This window comes from Leifsonia sp. Root1293 (genome assembly GCF_001425325.1).
Classification (GTDB): Bacteria; Actinomycetota; Actinomycetes; order Actinomycetales; family Microbacteriaceae; genus Orlajensenia.
This window is the reverse complement of record NZ_LMEH01000002.1, coordinates 784306-805288: the sequence shown is the minus strand read 5'-3', so window position 1 is coordinate 805288 and position 20983 is coordinate 784306. Positions and strand designations below refer to the sequence as shown.

Annotated in this window: 20 protein-coding genes; 7 read left to right on the top strand and 13 right to left on the bottom strand. The window is 65.4% G+C overall.

What is annotated here, in order from left to right; all coding sequences use genetic code 11:
- Nucleotides 1-67: 67 nt before the first annotated feature.
- Nucleotides 68-610: a hypothetical protein gene (locus ASC59_RS15580; RefSeq protein WP_157488186.1), complete on the bottom strand. Its 543-nt coding sequence runs from the start codon at nt 608-610 to the stop codon at nt 68-70.
- Between the two features lie 58 nt (nt 611-668).
- Nucleotides 669-1214, bottom strand: a complete 546-nt coding sequence (locus ASC59_RS15575; RefSeq protein ID WP_055824790.1) for a hypothetical protein — start codon at nt 1212-1214, stop codon at nt 669-671.
- Between the two features lie 215 nt (nt 1215-1429).
- On the opposite strand from ASC59_RS15575, the gene ASC59_RS15570 reads away from it, so the two are divergent.
- A complete protein-coding gene (locus ASC59_RS15570) occupies nt 1430-1972 on the top strand; it encodes a dihydrofolate reductase family protein (protein ID WP_055825763.1) in 543 nt (180 codons plus the stop codon).
- Between the two features lie 18 nt (nt 1973-1990).
- Here the strand turns inward: ASC59_RS15570 and ASC59_RS15565 are convergent, their stop codons facing one another.
- The 7 genes from ASC59_RS15565 to ASC59_RS15535 form a co-directional block, all read right to left on the bottom strand.
- Entirely contained in the window at nt 1991-3055 is a 1065-nt protein-coding gene (locus ASC59_RS15565; protein WP_082513734.1) for an ABC transporter permease, read from the bottom strand.
- Complete coding sequence (locus ASC59_RS15560) at nt 3052-4140, bottom strand: ABC transporter permease (protein ID WP_055824788.1); 1089 nt, start codon at nt 4138-4140, stop codon at nt 3052-3054. Before ASC59_RS15560 ends, ASC59_RS15565 begins: the two co-directional genes overlap by 4 nt.
- A complete protein-coding gene (locus ASC59_RS15555) occupies nt 4137-5777 on the bottom strand; it encodes a sugar ABC transporter ATP-binding protein (protein WP_055824786.1) in 1641 nt (546 codons plus the stop codon). Before ASC59_RS15555 ends, ASC59_RS15560 begins: the two co-directional genes overlap by 4 nt.
- Before the next feature lie 122 nt (nt 5778-5899).
- Nucleotides 5900-6901, bottom strand: coding sequence for an ABC transporter substrate-binding protein (locus tag ASC59_RS15550; protein ID WP_055824783.1), 1002 nt, complete (start codon nt 6899-6901; stop codon nt 5900-5902).
- A gap of 183 nt (nt 6902-7084) precedes the next feature.
- Complete coding sequence (locus ASC59_RS15545) at nt 7085-8635, bottom strand: sugar ABC transporter ATP-binding protein (RefSeq protein WP_055824781.1); 1551 nt, start codon at nt 8633-8635, stop codon at nt 7085-7087.
- The gene (locus tag ASC59_RS15540) at nt 8632-9660 is read right to left on the bottom strand and encodes a LacI family DNA-binding transcriptional regulator (RefSeq protein WP_055825756.1); all 1029 of its coding nucleotides are present in this window, start codon (nt 9658-9660) and stop codon (nt 8632-8634) included. Before ASC59_RS15540 ends, ASC59_RS15545 begins: the two co-directional genes overlap by 4 nt.
- A gap of 164 nt (nt 9661-9824) precedes the next feature.
- On the bottom strand, nt 9825-10121 hold the full coding sequence (locus tag ASC59_RS15535) for a DUF2277 domain-containing protein (protein WP_055824779.1): 297 nt from the start codon (nt 10119-10121) through the stop codon (nt 9825-9827).
- A 118-nt stretch (nt 10122-10239) separates the two neighbouring features.
- On the opposite strand from ASC59_RS15535, the gene ASC59_RS15530 reads away from it, so the two are divergent.
- Nucleotides 10240-10836: a dihydrofolate reductase family protein gene (locus ASC59_RS15530; protein ID WP_055825753.1), complete on the top strand. Its 597-nt coding sequence runs from the start codon at nt 10240-10242 to the stop codon at nt 10834-10836.
- A 176-nt stretch (nt 10837-11012) separates the two neighbouring features.
- Here ASC59_RS15530 and ASC59_RS15525 read toward each other — a convergent pair whose 3' ends face one another.
- Nucleotides 11013-11615: a TetR/AcrR family transcriptional regulator gene (locus tag ASC59_RS15525; protein WP_055824777.1), complete on the bottom strand. Its 603-nt coding sequence runs from the start codon at nt 11613-11615 to the stop codon at nt 11013-11015.
- Between the two features lie 98 nt (nt 11616-11713).
- Between ASC59_RS15525 and ASC59_RS15520 the strand changes: the two genes are divergently transcribed.
- The 3 genes from ASC59_RS15520 (at nt 11714) to ASC59_RS17310 (ending at nt 15577) form a co-directional block, all read left to right on the top strand.
- Complete coding sequence (locus ASC59_RS15520) at nt 11714-13258, top strand: APC family permease (RefSeq protein ID WP_082513733.1); 1545 nt, start codon at nt 11714-11716, stop codon at nt 13256-13258.
- Nucleotides 13255-14931, top strand: coding sequence for an amidohydrolase (locus tag ASC59_RS15515; RefSeq protein ID WP_055824776.1), 1677 nt, complete (start codon nt 13255-13257; stop codon nt 14929-14931). The genes ASC59_RS15520 and ASC59_RS15515 overlap by 4 nt, the downstream gene beginning before the upstream one ends.
- A 124-nt stretch (nt 14932-15055) precedes the next feature.
- Nucleotides 15056-15577 carry a hypothetical protein gene (locus ASC59_RS17310; protein ID WP_157488184.1) on the top strand — a complete coding sequence of 174 codons (522 nt, stop codon included), beginning with the start codon at nt 15056-15058 and terminating at the stop codon, nt 15575-15577.
- 152 nt (nt 15578-15729) lie between these two features.
- On the opposite strand, the gene ASC59_RS15505 is transcribed toward ASC59_RS17310, so the two are convergent.
- Nucleotides 15730-16116: a hypothetical protein gene (locus tag ASC59_RS15505; protein WP_157488182.1), complete on the bottom strand. Its 387-nt coding sequence runs from the start codon at nt 16114-16116 to the stop codon at nt 15730-15732.
- A gap of 264 nt (nt 16117-16380) precedes the next feature.
- On the opposite strand from ASC59_RS15505, the gene ASC59_RS15500 reads away from it, so the two are divergent.
- Nucleotides 16381-16770: a hypothetical protein gene (locus ASC59_RS15500; protein ID WP_157488180.1), complete on the top strand. Its 390-nt coding sequence runs from the start codon at nt 16381-16383 to the stop codon at nt 16768-16770.
- 674 nt (nt 16771-17444) lie between these two features.
- Nucleotides 17445-18563 (top strand): hypothetical protein, encoded by a 1119-nt coding sequence (locus ASC59_RS17305; protein WP_157488178.1) that lies wholly within the window; start codon nt 17445-17447, stop codon nt 18561-18563.
- Between the two features lie 506 nt (nt 18564-19069).
- On the opposite strand, the gene ASC59_RS15490 is transcribed toward ASC59_RS17305, so the two are convergent.
- Both ASC59_RS15490 and nrdF read right to left on the bottom strand, forming a co-directional pair.
- The gene (locus tag ASC59_RS15490; RefSeq protein ID WP_157488176.1) at nt 19070-19837 is read right to left on the bottom strand and encodes a hypothetical protein; all 768 of its coding nucleotides are present in this window, start codon (nt 19835-19837) and stop codon (nt 19070-19072) included.
- Nucleotides 19838-19920: 83 nt separating this feature from the next.
- Nucleotides 19921-20898, bottom strand: a complete 978-nt coding sequence (gene nrdF / locus ASC59_RS15485) for a class 1b ribonucleoside-diphosphate reductase subunit beta (RefSeq protein ID WP_055824765.1) — start codon at nt 20896-20898, stop codon at nt 19921-19923.
- Between the last annotated feature and the right edge of the window lie 85 nt (nt 20899-20983).

The window sequence follows — 20983 nt, the reverse complement described above, 5'->3', positions numbered from 1 at the left end:
GGCGCTTCCACCCGCAGAGGATCCGTTCTCAGCAGCCGCACTCGCGACCTGATTCCTCGGAGACCCCTCAGTGCACCAGCGAACTCAGCCAGATGACAGCCAGGCCGAAGGCCGTGGTGATGAGCGTGCTGACGAGTCGCATCCGCCACGTGCCGTGGTTGCGCTCCGAGTTCACCCAGCCGATCACTGCGAGGGTGAGAACGCCGATCCAGAGCGCGATGTAGTACGCGACGTATTCGTCGACCCACCCGAAGGTGGCTGTCGCCAGGGCGACGGATGGCAGCAGCATCGCCAGCAGCATCCCGACCGAGTGCCCGGCTGCCGCACCGATGGCGCGCCCGATCGGCTGCGCGCGTCCTTCGGCGGTGCGACGGCTCGCGACCACGGCGGCGTAGATGTGCGTCAGCCAGAAGACCCAGACGGTGCCGACGATGAAGAGCAGCACCTCGCCATCGGTGTCGAACTTCCAGCCCACGGACACGAGCGTCGTGACGAGAACGATCCCGTACACGGCGTGCTCGGTGTTGTACGCGTTGAAGAGGGCTCGCCCCAGTCGCACTCGAGGCGCGGCATCCGCGACGCCTGCCCCTTGCTCACTCGCATCACCCATGCAGACAGATTCCCACGTCAGCGGGCTCGGTGGGGAAGGTCCGGCTGTCGCACCCCGGTCAGGGTGTGACGGATGCGGCGAGCCGGCGTCGCTCGTCCTCGGGGAAGAGTTCGATGGGGTACAGCGAATACGCGGTCGTTCCGCGGAGCCTCAGCAGCACCGTTCCGCGGAAGACGACGACCTGGTCGAGGGCGGAATAGAGCACCTCGCCGCTGCCCAGTGCGGTGCGGGAGCGCAGTTCGGTGTCGGAGAACTCGGTCTGCAACTCAGTGCCCACAGGGTTGAGCGCATCCCACTGCCGGGCGACTGATCGCCAGTTCAGCACGATGACCGCTCCGAAGATGATCACGAACAGGATGCCGCCGATGATGGACGGACCGGCGCTGGAGTTGATCATCGCGACGCCCACGAGAGAAAGAAGCACTCCGGCCACCATCGCGACTCCGATGAAGATGCTCAGCTTGCGCGTCGTCGTGTAGACGAGGTGATCGGTGGCCAGACGTCGGGCTGTTTCCGGTCGCACCACGAAGCTGTACGTCCGGGCGGCACCGTCGATCCGATCTGTGCCGGTGTGCTCGGCTTCCTCCGGTGTCGTCTCTGTCATATATGCCCTTTCCGGCATCGACGCTAGGGCACCCGGTTCCCGTTCAGTGGGAGGCCGGAACCGACGCCACTCCCCCAGTTCGAGGACCTGCTCGAACACAGGCTGCCACGCCTGCTGATCGACGGATGCGTCTGGCCGATGCGGCCGACGGGTGGGGCCGACGCAACCCGATTCCGCGCTCGCGCCAGCGGCCGCTCCCTCGGTACCCTCATGCCATGCGCCCGCTTCGCTACTCCATCAACGTCACTCTCGACGGATGCGTCGACCACCGCGTGGGACTCGTCGACGAGGAGCTGCATCGACATTCCGCCGAGATCCTGTCCCGCGCCGATGCCCTCATCTTCGGGCGGGTGACCTACGAGATGATGGAGTCCGCCTGGCGCCTGCCCCTGTCAGACGGGATGCCGGAGTGGACGCATCCGTTCGCCGAGACCATCGACGCCGCGAAGAAGTACGTCGTCTCGAGCACGCTGACCGACCTCGACTGGAACTCCGAGCTCGTGCGCGGCGACCTGCGCGAGGCCATCACGAGCCTCAAGCAGCAACCCGGCAAGGGACTGTACGTCGGCGGCGTTACCCTGCCACTCGCGCTGGCCGACCTGGGCCTGATCGACGAGTACGAGTTCGTGGTGCATCCACGCCTGGTGGGCCACGGCCCGACCCTGTTCGCCGGCCTCTCCGAGATCGTCGACCTCCAGCTCGTCGGTCGACAGGACTTCAGCTCGGGCGCGATGGCGCTGCGGTACGAGCCGAGGTAGCCGACGAGTTCAGTCGGGCTAGGTCCGCCACTTCGACGTCACCGCACGCTGCAGGATGACGAAGATGAGCAGGATGCCTCCGGTGATGATCGTCGTCATCTCGGGCGGAATGCCGCCGTCGCGGGTGATCAGCACGTTCATGAGGCCGAGCACGAGCGCGCCGACCACGGATCCGAGCACGAACCCGTAGCCACCGGTGAGCAGGGTTCCACCGATCACGGTCGCGGCGATGGCATCGAGCTCCCAGCCGATGCCGGTGATGTTCTGGGCGATGCCGAGACGTGAGGTGTAGACGACAGCCGCGACTCCCGCGAGGGTGCCACTGACCACGTACACGAGCACCTTGGTGCGCGGCACGGCGAGACCCATGAGGGCCGAGGAGCTCTCGGATCCCCCGATCGCGTACACCGTGCGGCCCGTGCGGGTGCGGTGCAGCACGAAGAACGCGATCAGAACGACGATCACGGCGATGATCACACCCGGGGTGATGACGACGTCGTTGACCTTGGGGCCGTCGATCAGCTTGAACTGCTCGCCGAGCCAGAGGATCGGCGACTCATCGCCGAGCCGCTCGGGCTGCGTGCTGAGCAGGGCCGCCAGGCCACGGCCGAGGAACATCATGGCGAGCGTCGCGATGAACGGCTGCACATTGAAGAACTGGATCAGGATGCCGCTGACCAGGCCCATCGACGTGCCGATGAGGATCATCAGAACGATAACCATCAAGGGATTCCAGCCGGCGTTCGCCAGCATGACGCCGGCGACGCTCGAGAGCGCGATGACCGAGCCGACCGAGAGGTCGATGCCGCCGGTGAGGATCACGAACGTCATCGCCACCGCGAGGATGATCAGGTGGGCGTTGTTGATGAACAGGTTCGAGATGGTGTTGTACTGCAGGATGCGCCCGTAGGCGATCTCGCCGTAGATGACCATGCCGACGAAGATGACGATCGCGGCGCCGGTCGGCAGCACCGACGGGTTGGAGGCGATGACTCGCTTCGAACGGGAGATCAGCCTCGTGATTCCGGACTCGGTGGCGGGAGCGTCGGTCTGGGGAGCTTGGCGGGTCTGCACGGTGGTCATGCCGAGACCTCCTGCTTCTTGGGCTCGGCGGGAAGGGGTTCCGGTCGCACCATCGGGGGCCTGCGCCGCTGCACGAACCAGCCACGCACCCGATCGGACTGCAGCAGGCAGAGCACCACGATCACGATCGCCTTGAAGGCCGGGGTGGCCGACGACGAGATGCCCAGGAACACGATGGTCTTGTCGAGTGTCGCGATGAGCAGGGCGCCGACGGCGGCGCCGCCGATCGAGAACTTGCCGCCGGCGAGCGAGGTGCCGCCGATGACGACAGCGAGGATCGCGTCGAGTTCCATCTGGTAGCCGGTGCGAGACACGTCGACCGTCATGACCGTGCCGACCGACATGATGCCGGCGATGCCCGCGAGTACGGCGCTGAGGATGTACACGGTCATCAGCAGGCCGCTCGGCTTGATGCCCGCCATGCGGCTCGCCTTCGGGTTGATGCCGATGGCTTCGATCATGAGCCCGAGTGCGCTGCGACGCACGACCAGACCCACGATGATCACGATGACGACCGCGATGAGGAACACGACGGGCAGCCCGAACACGAAGCCGTTCGCTATCCAGCGGAAGGACTCGTTCGAGGCCGAGGTGTTCTGCCCCTCGGTGATGACCTTGGCGATGCCGCGGCCCGCGAGCATCATGATGAGCGTGCTGATGAACGGCTGCAGGCCGACGTAGGCGACGAGCACACCGTTGACCACGCCGAGGATCGCACTCACGAGCAGCGCGAGCCCGATGGCACCGAGCGCCACTCCGAGCGAGCCCGACTGGCCGGCATCCTTCATGAACACCATCGCGACCGCGCCAGAGACCGCCATGACCGAGCCGACCGAGAGGTCGATGCCGCCGGTTGCGATCACGAGTGACATGCCGACAGCGATCATCAGGATCGGCGCGGATGCTCGCAGGATGTCGACGACGTTCCCCACGAGATTGCCGTTGGTCGGGTTGACCGACAGAGCGAGGTAGTTCGGGTCCTTGAGCACGTTGAGGAAGAGGAGCGCGAAGATCGCGACCACGCCCCAGAAGTACGGCTTCCGCACGAGCTCGCGCAGCCAGGTCGTTCGAGCAGCGTTGCTCATGATTCCTCCTCCGTCGCAGCATACGCACGCGCGCTCGTCTGCGGGGTTCCCGGGATCGATGTGTCCGGGTCGTGCTCGTCTTCGGCATCGATGATGTCACTCTCGGCGGCCGCCTCCACACCGTGCGCGGCGATGACGTCGACCACGTGCTGAGCGGTGATACCGGGTCCGTTGACGATCTCGCCGATCTTCTGGTGATCTTTCAGCACGACGATGCGTTCGCTCAGTCGCACCACCTCTTCGAGCTCCGAGGAGATGAAGACGACCGATACGCCGCCTTCCGCGAGCTCGGCCACAGCCTCCTGGATCTCGGCCTTCGCGCCGACATCGATGCCGCGGGTCGGCTCATCGAGGATGAGCAGCTCGGGATTCGTGGCGAGCCAGCGACCGAGCAGCACCTTCTGCTGATTGCCGCCGGAGAGGTTCTTGATCAGTCGGTTCGGGTCGGACGGCCGCACGTTCAGCGCGGTGATGTACTTCGCCACCAGCTCGTCCTGCTCCTTGCGCGGAATCGGCTTGGCCCAGCCGCGCTCGGCCTGCATCGCGAGGATCATGTTCTCGCGCACGGTGAGGTCGGCGATGATGCCCTCGTCACGGCGGTTCTCGGTCGAGAAGGCGATGCGCTTCACGAGACCGTCGGCGGGGTTCTTGATGTCGACACGCTTGCCGTGCAGTGTCATCTCGCCTTCGTCGGCGCGATCGGCGCCGTAGAGCAGGCGTGCCAATTCGGTTCGCCCCGATCCGAGGAGACCCGCGAAGCCGACAACCTCTCCCCGGTGGATGTCGAGGTCGGTGGGCTCGATCGAGCCGCGCCGGGCCAGTCCCTTCGCCGCGAGCAGGGGCGTCTCGGACGCGTAGTCGCGCTCGTCGACACGGCGGTTTCCGCCGAGCGAGAGGGCTTTCAGGTCCTTGCCGATCATCTTCGAGATGAGGGAGTGACGGTCGAGCTCGCGGGTCGGGTATTCGCCCTCCCAGCGGCCGTTGCGCAGAATCGTCACGCGGTCGCTGATGGCGTAGATCTGGTCGAGGAAGTGCGAGACGAACAGGATGGCCACGCCCTGGTCGCGAAGCGAACGCATCACCCGGAAGAGGCCGTCGACCTCCGCTGCGTCGAGGCTCGAGGTCGGCTCATCGAGGATGAGCACCTTGGCCTTGATCGCCATCGCCCGGCTGATCGCCACGAGTTGCTGCATCGCGATCGACAGCGTCGAGAGCGGCATGTGCGTGTCGAGGTAGTCGAGGTTGAGGCCGGCGAGCGCCCGCGTTGCAGCGGCGTGCGTGGCACGCCAGTTGATGCCGAATGCGCCACGCACCTCGTGGCCGAGCATGACGTTCTCGCCGATGGTGAGGTTCGTGACCAGGTTGATCTCCTGGTACACCGTGGAGACCCCGGCGCTCTGCGCATCGCGGGTGCCGGTGAACTGACGTTCCTGGCCGGCGACGACGATCGAACCGGCGTCGATGCGATACACGCCGGTGAGGGCCTTGATCAACGTGGACTTGCCCGCGCCGTTCTCCCCCATCAGTGCGTGGATCTCGCCCGGGAAGAGGCGGAAGTCGACTCCGTCGAGCGCTTTGACGCCGGGGAACTCGATCGATATGTCGTGCATCTCCACGATCGGCAGTGTGTCTGTCATGGCATTCGCATCCTGTACCACGGCCTTCCGATCAGACCGTTGAATTGAGCGGTGCGGGGTCGCCCTGGGAGCAGACCCCGCACCGTTTATGCTGCTCGCCGCACGGTGGCGGCTTCAGCCGATCAGTACTTGCGGTCGGCGAGCACTGCCTGGGCAGCGTCGGCCGAGTCGAATGCCTCACTCGGCACGATGATGTACGACTCGACGGAGTCACCCTCGAGCGCCTTGTTCACGACGTCGAGTGCGGTCTCTCCGAAGAGCGGGTTGTACTCGTGCACGTAGCTGAGCTGACCATCGGCGAGTGCCTGCATGGCGGCCTTCGTGCCGTCGATCGTGGCGATCTTGACGTCGACGCCCGGCTTGAGGCCGGCCTCTTCGACGGCCTGCGCGGCACCGAGACCCATCTCGTCGTTCTGGGCGAAGATCATCTGAACGTCGTTGTTGTTCGCCTTCAGGAGGGTCTCGGTCACGCTCTTGCCCTCTTCAGCCGACCAGTTGGCGGTCTGCGCGGCGACCTGCACGAGCTTCGAACCCTCGACGGACTCGTTCCAGCCCTCGTTGCGCTCGTTCACGACTCCGACGCCGGCGGGTCCTTCGAGGGTGATGTAGTTGCCACCATCGGGGAACTGCTCGACGGCCCAGGCTCCGACCTCCTTCGCGACCTCGACGTTGTCGGGCGCGATGCGGGTCACGTAGAGGCTCGTGTCATCCGGCTCGATGCCACGGTCGAGGAGGATCACGGGGATCTCGGCCTCCTGGGCACGCTTGAGCGAGTCTTCCCAACCGGATGCCTCGGTGGCGGAGAGCAGGATCACGTCGACACCCTCGTCGACGAACGACGTGAACGCGTCGATCTGCGACTTCTGGTCGAGGTTCGTGGCCGGGGCGTACTTCAGGTCGAAGCCGGCGTCTTCGGTGAACGTGTCCTGCACGTTCGTCTCGTTGGCCTCGCGCCAGGCTCCCTCGGGGCCGACCGCGACGAAGCCGACCGTGGTGAGCTCATCCGAGCCACCGCTGTCGCCGCCGCTCTCGCCACCGCCGCTCGAGCAGGCCGCCAGGCTGATGCTGATCGCTCCAACGGCCGCCAGGCCGAGGATCTTCGTGAAACGCCTCTGAACTGCCATGAGATCTCCTCCTTGAGATCGGCGCGATCGCGCCGGGGTCCGCAGTGCGGACTACGAGTGACTGCGGCAACGCTTGGCGCGCTCCCACGCTGTGATGTTACCGGGAACAAATCGAGGAGCACAAGAACTATGTTCCCGGAAACATAACGTTCTGGACACGACCGTCAGCCGTCGGATCGGGACCTAGGCGTCGTCCTCGTCGTCGGCCGCGATCATCTCGATGATGGTGTCGACACTGAGCCCGGGACCGTTGCTCACCTCGCCGATCTTGCCGCGGTCCTTGAAGATGGCGATGCGGTCGCTGAGGCGCACCACCTCCTCGAGCTCCGAGGAGATGAAGACCACCGCCATGCCGTCCTTGGCCAGCTCGGCGACGCGCGCCTGGATCTCGACCTTCGAGGCGATGTCGATGCCGCGGGTGGGTTCATCGAGAACAAGCACGTGCGGGCGGGTGGCGAGCCAGCGGGCGAGGAGCACCTTCTGCTGGTTGCCGCCCGAGAGCTGACGAGCCGGCCCGTCGAGACTGGGGGCGACGATGCCGAACGACTCCACGAACCGCTCGACGAGCGCGTCGCGCTCCCCGCGGGAGATGGGCCGCGCCCACCCGCGGATCGCCTGCAGGGCGAGCACGATGTTCTCGCGCACGCTCAACTCCTCGATGATGCCGCCGTCACGACGGTCCTCGCTCGCGAACGCGATCCGGTGTCGCAATGCCGCCGCCGGATTCGGCAGTCCCACCGGTCGGCCGTCGATCTGGAAGGTGCCGGAATCGTTTCGCACGACGCCGGCCAGGAGCTGCCCGAACTCGGTGCGCCCCGAGCCGCGCAGTCCGCCGAGCCCGACGACCTCGCCCCGGTGCAGCTCGAAGTCCGTTGCCGCGAACTCGCCGCGACGCCCGACACCGACCGCACGGAAGACCGGCGTGCCCGTCGGCTCCACGCGGTGGGCTCGTCGATCCGAACCGATGCGACGCAGTTCGGTGAGCTCCTTGCCGATCATCTTCGAGATGAGCACGGCGCGATCGAGCTCGCGGGTGGCGTACTCACCCTGGCCGTAGCCGTCCCGCAGCACGGTGATGCGATCGCTGAGCGCATATACCTGCTCGAGGTAGTGCGAGACGAACAGGATGGCGACGCCGTGGTCGCGGAGCCGCCGCAGCGCTCGGAACAGCGTCGCCACCTCGTCGGCATCGAGGCTCGACGTCGGCTCATCGAGCACGAGCACCTTGGGGTGCGTCACCATGGCGCGCGCAATGGCCACGAGTTGTTGCAGGGCGGGCGACAGGGTCGCCACCGCCCGCAGCGGGTCGAGGTCTCCGAGCCCGAGTTCCTCGAGCACCACGGCGGCGCGGCGACGGGTCGCCGACCACGAGATCCCCCACCAACGCCGCTCCTCGTGCCCGATCATCACGTTCTCGGCTATGGAGAGGTTGCCGCACAGGTCGACGTCCTGGAAGGCGGCGGCCACGCCGGCGGCCTCGGCATCCGCGGTTCCCCCGAGAACCACGGGTTCTCCGTCGATGCGCACCACGCCGTCGGCGATGCGGTAGGCACCGCTCAACGCCTTCACCAGCGATGACTTCCCGGCGCCGTTGCCGCCCATGAGCGCGTGCACCTCGCCCGGGAACAGGCGCAGGTCGACCTGGTGCAGCACGACGGTACCGGCGATCTCGACGGTGATGCCCGCCATCTCGACGACCGGCTGCGGTGCCGGATTGCGCGTCGGTGTCGTCATGTCGCCCTCGGCGGAGCAGTCGAGGAGCGCACGGCGAGCTCGCTGGGGATCTTCGATCGCTGCGGGATCTCGCGACCTTCGAGCGCCGCGTGGAGCACCTCCATCGCCTTGACTCCGAGCGCATGGAAGTCCTGCGTCACGGTGGTCAGCGGAGGAATGAAGTGGCGCGACAGGGGCAGGTCGTCGAAGCCCACGACGCTCACGTCTTCCGGCACCCGGATGCCGCGGTCGTGGAAGCCGTGCATCACGCCGAAGGCCATCGCGTCGTTCGCGACGAACATCGCGGTGTACTCGGGCACGCCGGTGAGGCCGGCGGCGTAGTCGTAGCCGAAGTCGGCTGTCCAATCGCCGACGACGATCGGCCGCGCCTTCAGCCCCCACTGCTCGATGCGCAGGTGGAACGCGCGCTCCCGGCCTCGGGCGTCGAGCCAGTCGAGCGGGCCGGCGAGATGGAGGATGTCGCGGTGCCCGAGAGCGACGAGGTGGTCGACGGCGAGCGTGGTGCCGAGCTGTTGGTCCACGCTCACGGTGAGGAAGTTCGGGTCCTTCGCCGCCTTGACCACGAGCACGGGCACGTCGATCGAGATGCGTCGCAGCGCCGACACCGAAGACGACCGGGGAGCCACGATGCACAGCGCATCCACGCCCTCGGCGATGAGATGGCTGACCGCGCTCTCGGGCGTGAGGCTCGCGTCATCCTGCATCGCGACCGACGTGATGGAGTATCCGCTCGCACGAGCCGCGAACTCGAGCCCGCGCAGGGTGCTCGTCGGTCCGAACTCGACGGAGCTGTCGACGATCACGCCGATGCGCTGGGTGCGCTGAGTCGACAGCGCGCGGGCCGCGCTGTTCGGCTTGAAGTCGAGCTGCTCGATGATCTCCAGCACCCGCTGGCGCGTGGCCGGGCGGATGTTCGGGTGTCCGTTGAGCACGCGGGAGACGGTCATGTGCGAGACGCCGGCGAGCACGGCAACCTCACGGATGCCGAGTTTCTCGGGGCGTTCCCCGCTCTCGACGTCACTCACCACCGGTCTCCTGTCTCGCGGAAGCGTCGTTGCTCGGTTCCCCGATACTGAACCACCGAGCCCGGCTGCTCGAGGTGCGGTCGACGGGGACAGCCTATGCGTTCGATCGGTCCATCATCGATGATCGATCGTCGAACATCCCGACGCGTCCGCCGAGTCGCTTGTCACGCAGACGCGGTGCGAATCCTGACCTCGCGCTCCATGCGCTTCTCGTGACGCTGCCGTCCCTTGATGGCTTCGGCCTCGCGGGTCTTCGGCGGCGCGTTCGTCGCCAGCTCGTCGAGCATGCGCCGGGTGGCGGCGGCGATCTCGTCGATGGCGCGGTCGAACGCCTCGGCGTTCGCGCGCGACGAATACGTCGACCCACTGGTCTTCCGGACGAATTGCAGAGCAGCCTCGCGCACCTCGTCGTCGGTCGTGGCCGGCACGAAGTTGTGGAGGCAGCGGATGTTCCTACACATGTTCCAGACGATACTCGGATGCTTCTCCGGAATCAGCCCCCATCCGACTGCGAACAGGGCCTGGGGACGACACGCGTGCCTCGCTACCATGGGTCACCTCGGAGCAGAGGAGAACGCCATGGGCACGGTGGTCATGTACGGCTCGGTGTCGGTCGACGGCTTCATCGCCGACAAGAACGACGATCCGGGGCCGCTGTTCGACTGGTTGACCAGTGGCGATGTCGCGCTGGACGACAGCGGCTTCCTGAACGTCTCGCAGGCCTCGTACGACTACATCCGGTCGTACTGGGACCAGATCGGGGTGACGATCGCCGGGCGCCACGTCTTCGATCTGACGGATGGCTGGGACGGCGTGCCCCCGAGCGGCATCGAGCACGTCGTCGTCGTGTCGCACCGGCCCGCGCCCGAAGGATGGGACCCCCAGGCACCCTTCCACTTCGTCGACGGCATCGAGGCCGCCGTGGCCAGGGCGCAGGAACTTGCGGGCGACCGCATCGTCGAGGTCGCGGCCGGCGAGGTCGGCGGGCAGGCGCTCTCGGCCGGCCTGGTCGACGAGGTGCGCATGGATGTCGCGCCAGTCGTGCTCGGCTCGGGCAAGCGCTACTTCGGCTCGGTCGACGCCCAGCACCTCTTGGAGAACCCCGACGTCATCCAGGGCGACCGAGTACTCCACCTCCGCTACCAGGTGCGTCGCGCAGCGCCGCCCGTGGAGTAGCCGCTCCACAATCGCTGGTCGAGTAGCCCGCGAGCGCAGCGAGCAGGCGTATCGAGACCACCCCCTCCGCCGGTCGAGTACCCCGCGAACGCAGCCCCTCCCTCCCGTTGGTCGAGTAGCCCGCGAGCGAAGCGAGCAGGCGTATCGAGACCACCCCTCACCCGCACGCCCCCGCCTCACACCACCGTCGAACACCCCAGGTTGTCCGCAACTGCACGCATCGCAGCCTCCGCCGACTCCACCGTCACCAGCGAGTTCCCCGCCACGATGTGCAGCCCGTACGCATCCTCGAGCGCGACCAGATTCATCGCCAGCTGCTCCACCGGCAACGGTGGCGCGAACACCCCAGCTTCGACGCCCCGCGAAATCACCCCGGAGTACGTCGCCAGCTGTCGCAGGTACATCCGTTCCACCAACTCGTCGTGCAACTCCGACGTTCCCGCGAGCACGTCGAACTCGTAGAGCAGGCGCATGAGGGCGTCATCCGGACCACTCGGCAGACCTTCACGGATAGCAGCCGCCAGCTGCTCCTGCGGCGCCGCAATGCCGGCGACCACAGCATCGCGCGCGTCGCAGAACCGCTCCAGGCCGGCGCGATGCGCCTCGCGCAGCAGCTCGTCGAGGTCGTCGTAGTAGTAGAGGATCGCCCCGCGCGTGAGTCCGGCCTGAGTGGCGACATCCGCCAGTGACAGCGATCGCAGCCCGTGCTCCGACACTGCGGCGAGCGCTGCCTCCACGAGATCAGCCCGTCTGGCCTCTTGCTTCTTCGGTCGCGCCATTCCTTGACACTAGCGCAAAAGAATGACACGATCCTCAAATTCCTTGACGCTGACGTCAAAGAATCCCGCCCGAGATCTTCACCGAGAACGGATGACCGATGGACTCCACCGCAGCAGCCACCGAGCACGGATCGCCGAACGGCGCCCTCCCCACACCCGCGGAGGTCGAACGCGCCGAGCAACCGCGCCTCGCCCGCAGGCTGGGCGTCGGGGGCAACGTGCTCATCACGCTCTCGTCCATCTCGCCGGCGTCGAGCGTCTTCATCCTCGGCGGCGCCGCCCTCGCCAGCTACGGCACCGGAGTGTTCTGGGCGTTCATCATTGCCGGCGTCGTGAGCATCCTCATCGCCTTCTGCTACGGCGAGCTCGCCAGCGCCTACCCGGTGTCGGGCGGCGACTACTCGCTCGTCACCCGCGCTCTCGGCCCCGCCTTCGGCGTCGCGACCTTCTTCGTCAGCCTGGTGTCGCTGCCGCTCATCCTCGCGGTCTTCGGCCTGGGCGTCGCCGACTACCTCGGCGTCGCCATCGCCGACCTCTCGCCACTCGGCACCGCCCTCGTGGTCGTGGCGCTGGCCACGGTCACGGCGTGCTTCAACATCCGCACCAATGCCTGGCTCACCGGAGTCTTCCTGTTCATCGAGTTCGCCGCGCTCGGCCTGCTCGCGGTGCTCGGCTTCATCCATATCGAGCGCTCGCCCGCAGCCCTGCTCAGCCCCGAGTTCCTCGATCCGTCGACCAACGCCATGGCCCCGCTCGCCATCGGCGGCCTGCTGCTCGCCGTCACACAGGGCATCTTCGCCTACAACGGTTACGGCGGAGCCGTCTACTTCTCCGAGGAGACCAAGAACGCCACCCGCTCCATCGCCAAGGCCGTCATCCTGAGCTGCGTCATCACCGTCGTGGCCGAGGTCGTGCCGCTCACCGCAATCCTGCTCGGAGCCTCCAGCCTCCCCGCACTCTTCGGCGACGCCCTCCCGGTCGAGTCGTTCCTGGCCGAGAACGCCGGCGACACTGTGAGCCTCATCGTGCTCATCGCCATCGCGCTGGCCATCATCAACGCCATCATCGCCATCGCCCTCCAGGCCGGCCGCCTGCTCTACACGGCCGCCCGCGACAACGCGCTCCCCCGCGCCCTGTCGCGTCCGCTCAGCCGTGTGACCTCCGGCTCGCGCGTGCCGGTCGTCGCCACCGCGACCATGGGCGTCATCGCGCTGCTCGCCTGCTTCATCCCGCTCGACGTGCTGCTCACCGCCACCGGATCCACCGTCGCCTTCAGTTACCTCTTCATCGCCCTGGCCGCCCTGGTGAACCACCGGCGCAAGGCCGCTGAGGGTGCGTACCGCATGCCCCTCTTCCCCCTCCCGCCGATCGTGGCCATCGTTGTCATCGCCGGCATCATCCTGAGCGCGCTGCTCGACCCTGCGCAGTGGCTCAGCCTCAGCATCTCGGTCGGCATCGTCGCCGCCGGATTCATCTATTACTACGCCTACCTGCGTCCGCGGTCTGGCACGCACCTGGTGCTGCTCGATGCCGAGGATGAAGAGGTGACGGATGCCGCAGCATCCGCTCGCCCGAACGGCGGCGCGTCCGTCGCTAGCACTGCCGGCGCCAATGCCGCAGACCCGAAGGACCCCCGCGCATGATCGACCTCCTGCTCACCGGCGGCGTCGTCCGCACCTTCGACGACGCCCAACCCACCGCCGAGGCCGTCGGCACCACCGACGGACGCATCACCTACGTCGGCCCCGCCGAAGATGCGCCATCCGCCCGCCGCACCATCGACCTCGAGGGGCGCCTGGTCACCCCCGGCATCATCGACAGCCACAACCACCTGCTGCTCGGCTTCGACGCGGATGCCGTCTCCCTCGAGGGCGCCGAGACCCTCGAGGAGGTGTGCCGCCGCATCCGCACCCTCGCCGACGCCCGCCCCGACCTCGACTGGGTCTGCGCCGAGAACGCCGTCTACTCCGTCGTGCCCGGCCGCCGCCCGCGCGCCGCCGACCTCGCCGGCCTCACCGACCGCCCCGTTTTCGTCACCACCTACGACCAGCATTCCGTGTGGCTCAACGACGTGGCGGTGCGGGTCCTCGGCATCCGTCGCGCCGACAGCATCGCATGGGGCAATCCCGAGATCGACGCCGTCACAGGCGAGCCCACCGGCTGGGTCACCGACTTCTACACGAGCGCGATGACCACCGCGGGCCTCGCCGCCCTGCAGCGCGACATCCCCATGTACTCGCCCGAGCGCCGCTACCGCAAGCTGCTCACCAGCCTGCGCATGGCCCGGGCCACCGGCATCACCACCGTCGTCGAGCCGCAGGTGCCGCTGGCCGAGATGGACCTGCTGTTCCGCGCCCGCGACGAGGGCGAGCTCTCGAGCCGCGTCATCGCCGCCCTCTTCCACCCGATGGATGCGGATGCCTCCTTCCGCGCGGACCTCCGCGAAGCCGTCGACTCGGCCCCCGTCGACGAACGCCTGCGCTTCGGCCCGGTCAAGCTCTACGCCGACGACGTGATCGAGCCGCACACGGCGTGGATGCTCGACGATTACGCCAACCGCCCGGGCCACCGCGGCCACCCGAGCGCACCCCTCGGCGAGCTCACCCGCATCGTCACCGAGCTCGACCGCCTGGGCTTCCAGACCCACACGCACGCGACGGGAGACGGCGGCATCCGCATCGCCCTCGACGCCATCGAGCACGCCGCCCGCACCAACGGCACCCGCGACCGCCGCCACGGCATCGTGCACGTCGAGTGCCTGCACCCCGACGACCTGCCCCGCTTCGCCCGGCTCGGCGTGACCGCCGCGATGCAGCCCCGGCATTGCTCCCCCGACCTCGTCGGCGGCACCTGGATGGACAACGTCGGCGAGCAACGCTGGAGCCGAGCCTGGCGCTTCCGCTCCCTCATCGAGTCGGGCGCGCACGTGGCGTTGTCGAGCGACTGGCAGGTCGGCGAGATGGACCCGCTGGTGGGCCTGTACTCAGCCCTGACGCGGGCCGGCCTCGACGGTCGCTCGTCGTGGACAGGCGCCGAGCGCCTGACCCTAGACGCCGCGTTGCGGGGTTACACGGCCGAAGGCGCTTGGGCTTGGCACGCGGAGGACTCCCTCGGCGTGGTGCGAGTGGGCGCTCGAGCCGACCTCGTCACATGGTCGTCGAACCTCTACGACCTCGAGCCCGACCCGGCCCAGTTGCTGACTGAGCGCGCCGACCTCACGATCGTCGCCGGCGACATCGTGCACGACGCGACGGATGCGGCTCCCCTGCCGGAGGCGCCGCCCGCCGGCACGCACCACTGCTCGACGGCAGCCTGACCACTTCCCCTCAAGGCACGCCAGTTTCCGAATCCATGAGGTCGACCAAGTTGACCTCATCGCCAACGTAGGCCGGCGTCCCAGCGCCTTTCGTCAGCGTCAAGTTGCGGATACCGTATCTCGCATGGACGCCAGCAACATCATCAATATTGGAATACTTCTCGTTGCGGCTGTCGCGTCCGGAATTGCCGCTTGGCAAGCACTTGATGCGCGTGCAGCTAGAAAGTCCGCTGAGACTGCGAGTAAGGAAGCGGGTGAACACGAAGTTGAGGCGCTACGGGCGTCAACCGCCTCCGCTAATGCTCACGCAGCCGCCGCGGCGGCCCTGCAAGAAGCCAACGCGATTTCCATGTCGATGGCGCCAAAGTCCCCATGGGTTATGACACGCGAGGGCAATCACGGCAATACGATCGTTGTCCGAAACGACTCCGGTAGGCAGCTCCTAGATGTGGATGCCCACTACTTCAACAACAACGGCGACATCGACAGCTTGACGGTTCTGCCCTATCCAACGATGCAACCCAACGAATCCTTGATCTTCGTCTACGAGAAGACACTCGCAAGCCCCGCCGTTGATTCACTCATCCTAAACTGGCGGGAGGCCGGTGATGTGGATCCGCGCACGTGGGCTTTCACCCTCCACTAGGAGCGCACATTCAGAGCAAATCTGGGCCACCCCATTCGGGAGATGGATCCCAGATCGCAGCCCGGAACTGCGCCACGATTGTGGCCTGCGCGGCGGTGGTAACGGTTTTCGATGGTTCCACGGCTCCGATTTCGAGTGTCGCCTTTCGTGTTTCACCATCGGCGTAGGTGAGCGGCTCCAGAATGAACTTTTTGTTCGGGAGTGATCGCACCTTCGGCGACAGCTTGGTCAACAATGTCTTGAAGAGGCTGGACGGGCGGCTTCCAGAACGGATCCGACGCCCATTGCTCATCACCCTGCGTCCCAATACGACTCCACACCACCTCAGCCATATCGTTGATCAGATCGTCTAAGAGCGGCGTCGAAACGCTGTCGGATGTCAGTGAGATCCGTGCGAACAACTTCTGCACAGCGGTATGCAAGCTGGCGTCTGTGGCGAAAGATACTGACTCGAACCGCAGTGCCATCAACTGCTCGTGTCGCCACTGGTTAGCAACTTCGAGCGCGGCGACAGGGTCGCCCGCGCGCGTGGTGACCATCTCGAATATGCCAGCGAAGCGGAGATGCCATGCGTCACTGAGCAGCACAAGTGTAGATATTGCGGGCATGGCGCCTCCCGTCGCCGCAATGGCGAATCACGGCCGCCGAGTCTAGGTGCACAACGCGGACCGCGCCGTTCCGGGATGCATTCGCACAGGCCGGATTGTCTGGATTGGGGGATCCGACGCCAGCCCTTCCAGCGCACCGTGACCGGGCTGGCTTCATCTAGCGGATGAGAACGCAACCAGCAGTACCGTGTTGTCGTGGCAGAGGAAAAAATGACACCAGAGAATCCCCGTGACCATTGGTGGACCTGGCCGGCGGCCTGGTGGCGAGACCAGGCCTTCTGGCGGGATGTCGCTACCCGAACGACATCTGGGCTCTTGGTTGTGTTCGTCGCGTGGCTGTTCGCCGTGGTGTTTGGCTACCTTGCGGTTCCAGAGATTCTTGCGAACGTGACGAACGCAATCGGAGTCCTCGCTGTAGCAGGGATGCTAGGCGTAATCGTCCTTCTTTTCATTCTTGGCTTTCGAGCGCGGCGTGAGGGGTTGAGCATGAAGCCGTACTTCCTGCTGATGCTGTTGCCGCTGGCGGGGATCCTGGCAATTACCGGGGATGTGATCTCGGACTTGGCACACCGATACGAATGGTAACTCAGGCCCCGGCGCAGGTACCCATCCAATGAGTTCGGTGTTGACGTCAACCGTTGACGACATCGTCGGCGTTCTCGGCAGCGAAGCGCCCCAAGTACCGGTGCGCAGACCTGTCGCTGACGTCGGCAGCCAAGCGCAGTTCACTCCTCCCGGTCACCCTCCCGTTCTCTGCGACGGATGTCTCGATTGCTTGCCGCGCTCCTGCCTACCCGCTCGCGGAACTCTTCGCTCACACCGCCGCGGTCGCTCGACCCCCAGCCCGTGGTGCCCCTTGCGAGGCCACCCGTGCCGCCAGCTCCCGCAAATCGCGGCGACGAGGGTGGGAACGATTCGCTGGATGACGCCACGCGCGAAGAAGATCACCCGGTAGTGCGGCGACTCGATCGAAGCACTGTGCTCGGCGTGAACGGTCTCGAATGCAGCATAACCGTAGGGATCGGCCGTTTCGAGGAGATCTGACCCTGCCTCGTCATCCCTACGTGAGATTTGGCGACCGAGGCGCCTCTATAACGTCGTCGATTCCCGAATAGGGCATCGACGCGAAAGGCCTTCTAAACACCGGCGGCTGATTGACGTATGGCATGCAAACGCTTAGAAGAACGAGCCGCTGTCAGGTTCAAATCTCGAGTTGTGAAATCCCTGATGCCAGGGAAGTTCGCATCTATTCTCATCACATGACTAGCTTCCCGGGACAACCTGTACCGAATGCCGACGATGTCGCTACGTTCTCTCAAGCCCAGCAGTTGTGGAACCAAGGCAATCAGGAAGCTGCCCTCAGCCTCCTGCGCCCAGAGGCTCAAGATGGTCAATCCTGGGCCGCAGCACTTCTCGCGTGGCTGCTCATGCAGCAGGGCCCAGCCGGCATAGACGAGAGCGTTACGTGGGCAGTCCGGGCTGCTGAACTCGGGATTCCGAGCCAGGCGGTTCACACGTTCAACAATGCAGTCGCACACCTACCGGCGATCCCGCAGCTGGCGGATCGCCTTCCTGAACTTTTTCCGTGGGCAGCTTCATGGTTGGGAGGGGTCGACGTTGTGGGCCAGGCATGGAATCTACTTGCACAAGGGCAGGCTGAGCTTGGCTTGCAATTTATGACGGTCTTTCCAACGGCCTGGTACCCCGAACCCGTTGCGCAGGCCAGTTCACGTTTGCAGGAGATCAACGCTCTCGTCGCGTCAGCCCGCATGGCGCAATCCGAGCTAGTCGCAGCGGCGAGTGAAGCGACCCAGGGCATCCAACGTGCGCGTGATGACCTCGAAACTAATGCCAAGCAGGCCAACCTTTTGGTCTCCTCGGTGAGGTCCGGCGCGGTGGGTGAACTCTTTGTGGAAGACGCCGAGCGAAACTCGAGAGAGTCAAGATCAGCGTGGATCATAGGGCTCTGTGTGCTCGGTGCGGCTGCGTTGGTGGCCGTCCTTCCCGTGATCTTGAACTACCTGAAGGTGGGACCCAACTATTCGTCCATCGAAGAGATCGGCATCCATCTCGTTTCAACAGCAGCGTTGGCCTCGTTTGCAGGCGTCTTGCTTGCCCGAGCTCGATCGCGCGACCAGGCCGCCCAGCGTGCACGGGACCTCTCGACCGCCATGGGAACGATGATCTCCTACAGCGGCGAGATCACTGATCCTGACGAAAAGCAGCGGTTCATGACCCTCATGGGACAGATGGTCTTGCAGGCCCACTTGACCGTCGGATCAAAGAGCGGCGGGAGCGACGACTCGGCAACACAGCTACTGAACGCAGCCGGACTCCTTCGAACTCTCTCAAACAACCCCGCGACGCCTCAGAGCTGACCGCGGCCCGACAGAACGCCGCCGGAGATCTCCGGGGGCATTCTGTCGTGCTGTTGCTCGGCACCGATCACGCTGCATCAACGAATCGATGTGGCTCGTCAGCAGGAGAGCACCGATGTGGTGGCCGGGTGACATCCATCACAGCCTTCGGAAACATCGGCTCGCAGCCCCGGTCAATGAGGAGCGTTCTTGACTTTGACCTCTGGAAGTTCTTCGCGTCTTCGGTGATACCGATGCCGTCGTAGAGGTCCTGCGAAGAATGTGGTCGTTGTAATAGAGCTCCTGCATGATGCTGAGGTGGTAGTTTTCCACCTCACAGCGCTCGGTCTGGATGATCGACCGAACAGCGCCACTGTAGCCTCACGCACCATCGGTGGTTCGGGTGCAATCGCTCCGACACGAGGATGCGTCGCCTGCGGCCAGGCGGCGATGGGGACCTTGCCAGCCGCGCCCTTCACCCTGCTCGGGTTCGGTGTGGTTCTTATTCCGCATCTCGCTCACTACGACTATCTATCGCGACGTGCCGATACCGCGACATAGGTTGCACCGCCCCAGACAACTGACGGAATCGGATTAAGGTCACCGACCCCAAGTCCGACTACGTACGTGGCGAGGCACACCGTGAACGCGAGAATCAGACCGGTCCCTGAAACACGATGTCCGCGCATGCGGTCCCATATGCCTAACGCATTACTGAAGTCGATTACGTCTACGTCAGTAAGTCCCCCCAGATCGAGGACGCTCGCGATTCTAGGCGCGATAGTCTCGTCAAATTCTGGGTCTTCGTCAATCGCCCTGCCCAAGCGAGTGGCAGCTCCCTGGATCAGACCGTAGTCGAGCCCGAACGACCCGCGCATTTGGGTCGCATCCACGACTGCTCGGAGACTTGCCTCCACCTGAGCTGACTCGCTCAGAGCACTCTGGAGGGCGCCGAATCGGTCGGCCGGAGTCCGAGACACTTCCGCAAACCCTGAGATGAGGCTTGCAAGCTTGGCATCGGTCGCCCACTTCGCACCTGCAAGCCCAGCCACCATCGACTGCATACTCTTGACCGCGTCAGAAGCCGCCAACGACGACTGCGCCGCCGCAAGCCCAGYCACCATCGACTGCATACTCTTGACCGCGTCAGAAGCCGCCAACGACGACTGCGCCGCCGCAAGCCCAGTCACCATCGACTGCATACTCTTGACCGCGTCAGAACCCATCAACGACGACCGCGCCGCCGCAAGCCCCGCCAGAGTTTCGCTAGCTGATGCCATTTCGAACTTGACCACTGATGAACTGGCGATGCTGCCTACGGACGTCATCTGCAACCTCTCATTCAGCGGCGACTGCTCTCCGGGGAGCCTGCGTAAGACTAAAAGTCCCAGTCCTCGTCCTCGGTCGACACGGCCTTGCCGATCACGTACGAGGAGCCGGAGCCCGAGAAGAAGTCGTGGTTCTCGTCGGCGTTCGGGGAGAGCGCCGAGAGGATGGCGGGGTTCACATCCGTCACCGTCTTCGGGAACATCGGCTCGTAGCCCAGGTTCATGAGGGCCTTGTTGGCGTTGTAGTGCAGGAACTTCTTGACGTCTTCGGTGAGACCGACGCCGTCGTAGAGGTCCTGCGTGTACTGCACCTCGTTGTCGTAGAGCTCGTACATGAGGCTGAAGGTGTAGTCCTTCAGCTCGTCGCGCTCGGCCTGGCTGACCTTCTCAAGACCCTTCTGGAACTTGTAGCCGATGTAGTACCCGTGCACGGCCTCGTCACGGATGATCAGACGGATGAGGTCTGCCGTGTTGGTGAGCTTGGCGCGCGACGACCAGTACATGGGCAGGTAGAAGCCCGAGTAGAACAGGAACGACTCGAGCAGCGTCGAGGCGATCTTGCGCTTCAGCGGGGAGTCGCCCTGGTAGTACTCCATGACGATCGCGGCCTTCTTCTGAAGGTTCTCGTTCTCCACGCTCCAACGGAACGCCTCGTCGATCTCCTTCGTCGAGCACAGCGTCGAGAAGATGGACGAGTAGCTCTTCGCGTGAACCGACTCCATGAACGCGATGTTCGTGTAGACGGCCTCCTCGTGCGGGGTGATCGCATCCGGAATCAGCGAGACGGCGCCCACGGTGCCCTGGATCGTGTCGAGCAGGGTGAGACCCGTGAACACGCGCATCGTGAGGGTCTGCTCCTCCTGAGTGAGCGTGTTCCACGACTGGATGTCGTTCGACAGCGGCACCTTCTCGGGCAGCCAGAAGTTGTTCACGAGGCGGTTCCACACGTCGACGTCTTTGTCGTCCTGGATCTTGTTCCAGTTGATCGCTTCGACGTGCGAGACCAGCTTGAGCTTGTCGGGGGTCATGGGGTTCTCTTCTTTCGAAACGGATGCTTCGGGTCGTGTGGGGTGGTGCGGTTCGTGCGGGGCGTGGTCTCGATACGCGTCGACT

Bases quoted from the DNA above. Each gene is read 5' to 3' on its own strand.
- ASC59_RS15580 (WP_157488186.1), bottom strand. From the start codon at position 610: ATGGGTGATGCGAGTGAGCAAGGGGCAGGCGTCGCGGATGCCGCGCCT.
- ASC59_RS15575 (WP_055824790.1), bottom strand. From the start codon at position 1,214: ATGACAGAGACGACACCGGAGGAAGCCGAGCACACCGGCACAGATCGG.
- ASC59_RS15570 (WP_055825763.1), top strand. From the start codon at position 1,430: ATGCGCCCGCTTCGCTACTCCATCAACGTCACTCTCGACGGATGCGTC.
- ASC59_RS15565 (WP_082513734.1), bottom strand. From the start codon at position 3,055: ATGACCACCGTGCAGACCCGCCAAGCTCCCCAGACCGACGCTCCCGCC.
- ASC59_RS15560 (WP_055824788.1), bottom strand. From the start codon at position 4,140: ATGAGCAACGCTGCTCGAACGACCTGGCTGCGCGAGCTCGTGCGGAAG.
- ASC59_RS15555 (WP_055824786.1), bottom strand. From the start codon at position 5,777: ATGACAGACACACTGCCGATCGTGGAGATGCACGACATATCGATCGAG.
- ASC59_RS15550 (WP_055824783.1), bottom strand. From the start codon at position 6,901: ATGGCAGTTCAGAGGCGTTTCACGAAGATCCTCGGCCTGGCGGCCGTT.
- ASC59_RS15545 (WP_055824781.1), bottom strand. From the start codon at position 8,635: ATGACGACACCGACGCGCAATCCGGCACCGCAGCCGGTCGTCGAGATG.
- ASC59_RS15535 (WP_055824779.1), bottom strand. From the start codon at position 10,121: ATGTGTAGGAACATCCGCTGCCTCCACAACTTCGTGCCGGCCACGACC.
- ASC59_RS15530 (WP_055825753.1), top strand. From the start codon at position 10,240: ATGGGCACGGTGGTCATGTACGGCTCGGTGTCGGTCGACGGCTTCATC.
- ASC59_RS15525 (WP_055824777.1), bottom strand. From the start codon at position 11,615: ATGGCGCGACCGAAGAAGCAAGAGGCCAGACGGGCTGATCTCGTGGAG.
- ASC59_RS15520 (WP_082513733.1), top strand. From the start codon at position 11,714: ATGGACTCCACCGCAGCAGCCACCGAGCACGGATCGCCGAACGGCGCC.
- ASC59_RS15515 (WP_055824776.1), top strand. From the start codon at position 13,255: ATGATCGACCTCCTGCTCACCGGCGGCGTCGTCCGCACCTTCGACGAC.
- ASC59_RS17310 (WP_157488184.1), top strand. From the start codon at position 15,056: ATGGACGCCAGCAACATCATCAATATTGGAATACTTCTCGTTGCGGCT.
- ASC59_RS15505 (WP_157488182.1), bottom strand. From the start codon at position 16,116: ATGGTCACCACGCGCGCGGGCGACCCTGTCGCCGCGCTCGAAGTTGCT.
- ASC59_RS17305 (WP_157488178.1), top strand. From the start codon at position 17,445: ATGACTAGCTTCCCGGGACAACCTGTACCGAATGCCGACGATGTCGCT.
- nrdF (WP_055824765.1), bottom strand. From the start codon at position 20,898: ATGACCCCCGACAAGCTCAAGCTGGTCTCGCACGTCGAAGCGATCAAC.